9 protein-coding genes are annotated in these 8100 nt (G+C 74.2%); 5 read left to right on the top strand and 4 right to left on the bottom strand.

Features of this window, described 5'->3' with window-relative positions; genetic code table 11:
- Positions 1-13 precede the first annotated feature (13 nt).
- From ACFWMZ_RS12860 to ACFWMZ_RS12875, 4 genes are all read right to left on the bottom strand, one after another.
- On the bottom strand, positions 14-2857 hold the full coding sequence (locus tag ACFWMZ_RS12860) for an FAD-binding and (Fe-S)-binding domain-containing protein (protein ID WP_383201357.1): 2844 nt from the start codon (positions 2855-2857) through the stop codon (positions 14-16).
- 144 nt (positions 2858-3001) lie between these two features.
- Positions 3002-3205, bottom strand: a complete 204-nt coding sequence (locus ACFWMZ_RS12865; RefSeq protein WP_383201360.1) for a DUF397 domain-containing protein — start codon at positions 3203-3205, stop codon at positions 3002-3004.
- 10 nt (positions 3206-3215) lie between these two features.
- On the bottom strand, positions 3216-3422 hold the full coding sequence (locus ACFWMZ_RS12870) for a DUF397 domain-containing protein (protein WP_383174280.1): 207 nt from the start codon (positions 3420-3422) through the stop codon (positions 3216-3218).
- Entirely contained in the window at positions 3419-4282 is an 864-nt protein-coding gene (locus ACFWMZ_RS12875) for a Scr1 family TA system antitoxin-like transcriptional regulator (protein ID WP_383201363.1), read from the bottom strand. Before ACFWMZ_RS12875 ends, ACFWMZ_RS12870 begins: the two co-directional genes overlap by 4 nt.
- A gap of 537 nt (positions 4283-4819) precedes the next feature.
- On the opposite strand from ACFWMZ_RS12875, the gene ACFWMZ_RS12880 reads away from it, so the two are divergent.
- The 5 genes from ACFWMZ_RS12880 to ACFWMZ_RS12900 are packed head-to-tail and all read left to right on the top strand — an operon-like array spanning position 4820 to position 8048.
- Positions 4820-6502 (top strand): sensor histidine kinase, encoded by a 1683-nt coding sequence (locus ACFWMZ_RS12880; protein ID WP_383201365.1) that lies wholly within the window; start codon positions 4820-4822, stop codon positions 6500-6502.
- Positions 6499-6915: a roadblock/LC7 domain-containing protein gene (locus ACFWMZ_RS12885; protein ID WP_383174271.1), complete on the top strand. Its 417-nt coding sequence runs from the start codon at positions 6499-6501 to the stop codon at positions 6913-6915. Before ACFWMZ_RS12880 ends, ACFWMZ_RS12885 begins: the two co-directional genes overlap by 4 nt.
- Positions 6915-7268, top strand: coding sequence for a DUF742 domain-containing protein (locus ACFWMZ_RS12890; protein WP_383174267.1), 354 nt, complete (start codon positions 6915-6917; stop codon positions 7266-7268). The genes ACFWMZ_RS12885 and ACFWMZ_RS12890 overlap by 1 nt, the downstream gene beginning before the upstream one ends.
- Entirely contained in the window at positions 7249-7908 is a 660-nt protein-coding gene (locus ACFWMZ_RS12895; RefSeq protein WP_383174264.1) for an ATP/GTP-binding protein, read from the top strand. The genes ACFWMZ_RS12890 and ACFWMZ_RS12895 overlap by 20 nt, the downstream gene beginning before the upstream one ends.
- Positions 7905-8048: a hypothetical protein gene (locus ACFWMZ_RS12900; RefSeq protein WP_383201367.1), complete on the top strand. Its 144-nt coding sequence runs from the start codon at positions 7905-7907 to the stop codon at positions 8046-8048. The genes ACFWMZ_RS12895 and ACFWMZ_RS12900 overlap by 4 nt, the downstream gene beginning before the upstream one ends.
- Positions 8049-8100 lie beyond the last annotated feature (52 nt).

An 8100-nucleotide genomic window follows, 5' to 3' on the forward strand; every position in this document is an offset into this window, starting at 1 on the left:
CTTCTTCCACAGGTCATAGGTCCTGCTCGGGCCCACCGCTCTCCAGCCCCTCCGCCAGCACCTCCGCCAGGTGCCTGGGCCGGGCGTCGCTGAGCTGGCTGAGCTGGGTGCGGCAGGAGTAGCCGTCGGTGAGGACGGCGGCGTCGGCGGGGGCGGCGGCCACTGCGGGCAGGAGCTGGTCCTCGGCGCAGGCGACGGAGACCTCGTAATGGCCTTGCTCGAAGCCGAAGTTGCCCGCGAGGCCGCAGCAGCCGCCGGTGAGGGTGCCGGTGAGGCCGGCGCGGTCGCGCAGGGTGCGGTCGGCCTCGGTGTCGAGGACGGCGTGCTGGTGGCAGTGGGTCTGGCCGGTGACGAGGCGGTCCAGGCGGGGCGGCTGGTAGTCGGCGGCGACGAGGGTCTGGGCGAAGGTGCGGACGCGGGCGGCGAGGCGGTGGGCGCGCGGGTCGTCGGGGTTCAGTTCGGGCAGGTCGGTGGCGAGGGCGGCGGCGCAGCTCGGTTCGAGGACGGTGAGCGGGGTGGTGTCGCCCTCGGCGAGGAGCCCTTCGCGTTCGAGGGTGTCGAGGGTGGCGCGCTGGACCTTGCGGGCGGCGTCGAGCTGGCCGGTGGAGACGTAGGTGAGGCCGCAGCAGACGCGGCCCTTCGGGGTCAGCGGCGTCAGTCCGGCGTCGTCCAGGACGCGGCGGGCGGCTCCCTCGACGGAGGGGGTGAGGTGGGTGGTGAAGGTGTCGGGGAAGAGGAGGACGGGGCACCCGTCGCGGCGGCCCGGCGTGGTGCGGGCACGGCGGCGTTCGGCGGGGGTGGCCAGCGGCGGGATGGGGCGCTGGGGGGCGATGCCGGCGAGGTACTTGGCGGCGGCGGCGAGCGGGCCGATCCGGGCGGCGGCGTTGAGCAGCGGGGTGACGGGCGCGGCCAGCCGCAGCCAGCGGGGCAGTCGGCCCAGCGCGTAGTGGGCGCGGGGGCGCAGGCGTCCGTCGTAGTGGTGGTGGAGGAACTCGGCCTTGTACGTGGCCATGTCGACGCCGACCGGACAGTCGCTGCGGCATCCCTTGCAGGAGAGGCAGAGGTCGAGGGCGTCGCGTACCTCGGGCGAGCGCCAGCCGTCGGTGACCAGGCCGCCGCGCTCCCCGGCGAGCATCTCGTGGAGGAGGCGGGCGCGGCCCCGGGTGGAGTGCTCCTCCTCGCCGGTGGCGCGGTAGGACGGGCACATCACGGCGGTGCCGGAGACCGTTTCCGTACGGCACTTGGCGACGCCGACGCAGCGGCGGACGGCGGCGGAGAAGTCGCCGTCGTCGTGCGGGTAGGCGAAGGCGGTCTCGACGGGGGTCTCGGGGAGGACGGTGAAGCGCAGGTCGGCGTCGAGCGGGGCGGGGCGGACGAGGACGCCGGGGTTGAGGGCGCCGTCCGGGTCCCAGACGTCCTTGGCGTCGCCGAAGAGGCGGACCAGGTCGTCGCCGTAGAGGGCGGGGAGGAGTTCGGCCCGGGCCATGCCGTCGCCGTGCTCGCCGGAGAGGGAGCCGCCGTGCCGGACGACGAGCGCGGCCAGCTCCTCGGAGAACCGCCGGAAGCGGCCGACCCCGTCCGGGGTGAGCAGGTCGAAGTCGATACGGACGTGGATGCAGCCGTCGCCGAAGTGTCCGTACGGGGTGCCGCGCAGGCCGTGTTCGGCGAGCAGGGCGCGGAACTCCCGCAGGTACGCGCCGAGCCGGGCGGGCGGGACGGCGCAGTCCTCCCAGCCGGGCCACGCCTCGGAGCCGTCGGGCATCCGGGTGGCGGTGCCGGAGGCGTCCTCGCGGACCCGCCACAGGCGGCGCTGGCCGGCCGGGTCGTCGACGACGAGGCTGTCGGCGGCGTCGGCGGCGCGGGCGATCGCCTCGGCGTTGCCACGGGCCTCGGCGCGGGTCTCGCCGCCGGTCTCCACGAAGAGCCAGGCGCCGCCCCGGGGCAGGCCGCGCGGGTCGGGGACGAGGTCGGCGGCCATGCCCTCGACGGTGAGCGGGGCGTACGGGAGGAGCCCGGCGGCGGCTTCGGCGGCGGCCGACTCGTCGGCGTAGCCGAGGACGGCGAGGGCGCGGGCGGCCGGGGAGGGGACCAGGCGGACGGTGGCCTCGGTGACGAGGCCGAGGGTGCCCTCGGTGCCGCAGAAGAAGCGGGGCAGGTCGGCGCCGCGTTCGGGGAGCAGGGCGTCCAGGGCGTAGCCGGAGATGCGGCGGGGCAGTTCGGGGTAGCCGGTGCGGAGCAGGGCGAGGTGGCCGTGGACGAGGTCGCGGAGTCCGGCGGGGGCGCCGGTCCAGTCGCCGGGGGCGAGGTGGTGGGCGGCGCCCCGGTAGGTGCGGACGTCGAGGGCCTGGACGTTGTCGGCGGTGGTGCCCCAGGCGACGGAGTGGGAGCCGCAGGAGTTGTTGCCGATCATGCCGCCGAGGGTGCAGCGGTTGTGCGTGGAGGGGTCGGGGCCGAAGGTGAGGCCGTGCCCGGCGGCGGCGTCGCGGAGCCGGTCGAGGATCAGGCCGGGCTGGACGCGGGCGGTGCGGGCCTGGGGGTCGAGGGCGAGCAGGCCGTTCATGTGCCGGGTGAAGTCGAGGACGACGCCGGTGCCGGTGGCCTGCCCCGCGATCGAGGTCCCCGCGCCCCGCGCGACCACCGGCACGCCGTGCGCCCGGCAGACCGCGAGGGCGGCGGCCACGTCGTCGGCGTCGCGCGGCGCGACCGTCCCGAGCGGCACGCGCCGGTAGTTGGAGGCGTCCATGGTGGTCAGGGCGCGAGCGGTGACCGAGAAGTCGACCTCCCCCGCGACCTCGGCGGCCAGAGCACGAGCGAGGTCGGCGCGGAGAACCTGTTCAGCGGTGGTGGCGTGCGGCATGGGCGGTTCCTCGGTCGTCGGCCTGCGCGGCGGGCGGGGCCGGGAAGCTCCCCGCCGGCTGCCCGGAGGGCCGCCCGCCGTCGCCTACGAAACCACCGTACGCACCGTCCGGGCGTACGGCCGTGACGCGCGAGCCGCGCCGATTCAGTCCCGGGCGGCCACCGAGGTGACGAAGCCGCTCCACGCGGCGCGGCTGACACCGAGGAGCGGGCCGTCGGACTGCTTCGAGTCACGGACCAGAACGGCGGACGGGAGGGGGGCGACCTCCACGCATTCGCCGCCCCCCGTGCCGCTGTAGCTGCTCTTGAACCACGCCGCACTCACGGCCCGGGAATCCACGACGCTCATGGCTCTCCTGTCAGCTGCGAGACGAGATCGAGGTGACGAAACCGCTCCAGGCGGCGCGGCTGACGCCGAGAAGTGGACCGTCGGACTGCTTCGAGTCACGGACCAGAACGGCGGAGGGGACAGGCGCGATCTCCACGCACTCGCCGCCCCCGGAACCGCTGTAACTGCTCTTGAACCACGCAAGACTGTCGGCAGCTCGGGCATCTGCGGCGTTCATAGCTCTCCCAGCGTTTTTTCGATGAGGACCAACGACTCTCGCGGGCTGAGAGCCTGACTCCGAATGATTCCATAGCGAGCTGCGGCCAGTTGAGCCTCCTGGCGCCCGGTCACGAGATGACTCTTGTCCTGGACTTCGGTGTAGACGAACTGCCGACCGTCCTTCTGAGTGATCAGGGTGAAGGGGCCATCCACACCCGCGTTGTCCTCACGATCGAACGGAAAGACCTGGATCTCCACGTTCGGTTTGCGGCCCAGCAGCAGAAGATGCTCCAACTGCCCGCGCTTGACCTCAGCACCGCCGTAGTTCCTGTGCACCAAGGCTTCGTCCAGCACGAAGCTGAGAAGCGGGGCAGGCCAGCGGTCGAAAATCTCCTGGCGGACCAGCCTTGCGGCTACCCGGGACTCAACAGTCTCCGGCTTCAGCAGCGGTCGCCGCATTTCAAGGACGGCGCGTGTGTAGCCCTCGGTCTGGAGCAACCCGTGCAGTACATGCATTCCGTACGAGCACAGCTCCACCGCCTGCCTTTCCAGCCCCGCCGCGTCCCGGAAGAACGGCGGATAGTGCGCCTTGGCCAACTCCTCCTCCCACGTCAGCAGCGTGCCGCCCGCGTCCAGGATGTGGTCCGCCTTCTTGATGAGCGCAGGCTGGGGGATCCGTCGCCCCTGCTCGAAGGAGGCGACCGACTGCGGGGCGTAGCCCACGAGGTCGCCGAACTGCGTCCGGTCCAGCCCCGCTCGTTCACGCAGCAGCTTCAACTGCTTGCCGAAGGCGATCACGACACCGGAACTCGGTTCGTCGCCCGCAGGTTCGTCCGACCCTCGCCCGACCTCGGCGCCTTCGTCCTCCGCCACCGTCATGGCCCTCACCGTCCCTCGCCCGCTCCGCGCACATACCGGGGTCGCACGGCCGCACTTCAGCGGCCCGCACCCCGGGGATCACCAAGCGTCACGCTAGGCCACAGCGGGTCACCATGGGGCCCGGTTCGACGGATTCCCCCCGTCGCGCACCACCGGGCGACCCCGGCGCACCACGGGCGCACGGCGAGGCGCCCCCGGCCGCCTCACAGTTTGCCGCCGCCCAAGCATGCTCGTGACCGACGTCACATCACTGAGTGCATACAGAACCCACCGCCACGGTCCGAAAAACCGCCATACAGCGGAATTGATCATTCGCGAACCGTCACGGCTCGGACTTCACCGCTCAAGATCTTCCCAAATCGCACACGAACTCTCTTATAGTTGCCGCGAGTTACGGGGAGTCAGTCATTCCGGACAGCGTCGGACGCTGCCCGGGCGGCCGTCGCGCCCCGCGACCGTACGACCGCTTCCGTACCGGCCCAGGGCGCTGACCACGCCTCCGGCCGCCGCCCCCACGCGTCCATGAGGACCCGATTGATGACAGCGACCACCCCCCTCGCGCGTTCGGGGACGGAGCGGTTGCCGCTTCGTCCCGTCGTGCGGGCCCTGCTCGTCTCCGTACTCGTCACCGGGGTGCTCGGCACCGCCTTCGTCCTCTCCGCGCCGCCGTCCGTACGGGTGCCACTGGCCTGGTGCGCCGCCGCCGGGGCCCTGCTGCTCTGCGTGGCCGCGGTGACCGTCGCCCGGTTCGTCCAGATCGACGAGCGGCTGCGGGAGCGGCTCGACTCGCTCGGCGAGGAGGTCGCCCGGGGCGACCGGGAGCGGGTCCGCCTCACCGGCGAGAACACCCGCCTGACCGAGGAGCGGCGCCGCGCGCTGGCCGAACGGGACGCCGCGCTGGCCTCGTTCGCCAACGCCGCCGGGCGCATGCAGGCGCTGGCCACCGGGATGCTCGCCGACCTGCGGGCCATGCAGGAACGCCACAGCGACGAGGACGTCCTCGCCGACCTCTTCCACCTCGACCACCGGACCGCGCAGGCGGGCCGCCTCGCCGACTCCGTCGCCGTCCTCTCCGGCGCCCGCTCGGGCCGCCGCTGGGCCCGCCCGATCGTCATGGAGTCGATCCTGCGCGGCGCCCTCGGCCGGGTCAACGGCTACCAGCGGGTGCGCACCCACGCCGCCACCGAGGTCTTCGTCGCCGGGCACGCCGCCGAGGGCGTCATGCACGTGCTGGCCGAACTCCTCGACAACGCCACGACGTTCTCGCCGCCCAACGCCGAGGTCCACGTCTACGTGGAGGAGGTCCCGGCCGGGCTCATCGTCTCGGTCGAGGACAGCGGGCTGGTCATGAGCGAGGTGCAGCTGCGCCGTGCCGAGTCCGCCGTCTCCGGCACCACCGACCTCGCCGGTCTCTCCGGCACCCGCCTCGGCCTCGCCGTCGTCGGCCGCCTCGCCCGCAAACACGGGTTGACCGTCTCCTTCCGGCCCTCCGCGCGCGGCGGCACCGGTGTGCTGGTGCTGCTCCCGCAGGACCTCCTCTCCCGCCCGTCGAGCGCGACCGGCCCCAGCGCCCCGGCGCACGCCGCCTCCCCCCAGGCCCGGGAACACCCGCTCGCCGCGCTCCCCGTCACCCCGGCGGCGGACGCGACGCCCGCAGCAGACCCCGCGCCCGCCGCCGAGGCCGAGACCGCCGCCGAGGCCGAGACCGCGGTCCTCCCGGCGACGCCCGGCACCGAGGACGCGGCCGACTCCGCCGCCGCCCCGGCCGGTGAGCCCGACCCGTACGACTCCGGCGCCTTCCGGGCCGTGCCGTACGACCCGGCGGCCTACCGGGAGGACCGCGAGGACGGCCCCGGCTCCCACACCCGCCCGGCCGCCGACGCGCCGCCCGCCGAGACCCCCGACGGCCACGCCCGCACCCCGCTGCCCACCCGCCGCGAGCCCCGCTCGGGCCGGGCGGCGACCGAGGCGCGGCCCCGTACCGACTCCCCCTCATCGGCCACCGGCACCACCCCCGGGGCCACCGGGTCCGGCCCCGCCGGACTCCCCAAGCGGCGGCGCGGCCAGACCCTGGCGGCGGCTCACCCGGAGGGGGCCCCGGCCTCCCCCGGAGCCGCCCCCGCCCCGGTCGACGCCCGACTGCGGGCTGCCCGGTTCAGCAGCTTCCGCAACGCCGTCCGCCCGACCGAACCGACCCCGGAAGGCAATGAGTCCCCATGACCGGCACCACCACCGACGAGAAGCTCAACTGGCTGCTGGAGAAGCTCCTTGAGCGCACCCCCGGCGCCCGCCACGCCCTCGTCCTCTCCCGCGACGGCCTCAAGCTGTGCCGTACGCCCGAACTCTCCGTCGACCAGGCCGACCAGCTCGCCGCGATCGCCGCGGGCATCCAGAGCCTGTCGCACGGCGCCTCCGTGGAGTTCGGCGACGGCTCCGGCGGGGTCCGGTCGGCGATGGCCGAGTTCTACGGCGGGGTGCTGTTCATCGTGGAGGCCGGTGACGGCGCGCACCTCGCGGTCGTCGCCGACGAGGACGGCGACCCGGGCCTGGTCGGGCACAACATGAGCGAACTGGTGGAGCAGCTCGGGGAGCACCTGGCCGCCGAGCCCCGCGCCACCGAGGCGCCCGCCTGATGGGCAGGCCGGGCCGCGACGACGCCCCCGACCGGCTGTTCACCCTGACCGGTGGCCGCAGCCGCGCCGGATCGGACGCCTTCGACCTGGTGACGCTGGTGGTGACGGAGAGCGAGCCGACCGCGGGCATGCAGTCCGAGCACGCGGCGATCCTGCGCACCTGCCGCCGGCCCACGGCGGTCGTCGAGCTCGCGGCCGACCTCCAGCTGCCCGTCTCGATCGTGCGGGTCCTGCTCACCGACCTGCTCGACCAGGGCCGGATCAGCGCCCGCCACCCCCGTTCCGCCCCGACCCCCGGCGCGGTGGACCCCGACCTTCTGGAGCAGGTGCTCGTTGGACTCCGCAATCTCTGAAGCGACCGCGGGCCCGGCCGCCTCCGCTGCGCCCGAGCGCACGGCCCTCGCCCGTACCGCCGACAACGGACTGAAGATCGTCGTGGTCGGCGGGTTCGGCGTCGGCAAGACCACACTGGTCCGCTCGGTCAGCGAGATCCGTCCCCTCAACACCGAGGAGACGATGACCCGCGCGGGCGAGGACGTCGACGACAGGGCCGGTGTCGCGGGCAAGTCGGCGACCACCGTCGCCTTCGACTTCGGCCGCATCACCCTCGACGCCCGCAACGTCCTCTACCTCTTCGGCGCCCCCGGCCAGGAGCGGTTCTGGTTCCTGTGGGACCGGCTCTTCTCCGGCACGCTCGGCGCCGTCGTCCTCGTCGACACCCGGCGCATCGCCGACTCCTGGTACGCGATCGACCGGCTGGAGCACCACGGCACGCCGTTCATCGTGGCCTGCAACGACTTCGGCGGGCCGCGTCACCGCGAGGCCGACGTCCGCGAGGCCCTCGACCTGCACCCGCGCGTCCCCCTCGTCCACTGCGACGCCCGCTCCCGCGACTCCTCCCGGGACGTGCTGATCGCCCTGGTGGAGCACCTGCGGACGCTGTACGCCCCGGGCGCGCGCCCCACCGCCCCGGCACAGGAGGCCGTATCGTGACCCCCGCCCACACCCCGTCGGCCGCCACCGGCGCCGCCGGCAGCACCGCCGCCGAGCCCGGCCCGACGGCCGGGGCGGCGCCCGCCGCCGGCGGCTGCCCCGTCGCAGCCGACGCCGTGCTGGCTCATATACACCTCTGACGCGGCCGACGAAAGTACAAGGGTAGAAGTCGGGGGTAGCCGGTGGATGCAA

The organism is Streptomyces sp. NPDC058373, assembly GCF_042723275.1.
Taxonomy (GTDB): domain Bacteria; phylum Actinomycetota; class Actinomycetes; order Streptomycetales; family Streptomycetaceae; genus Streptomyces.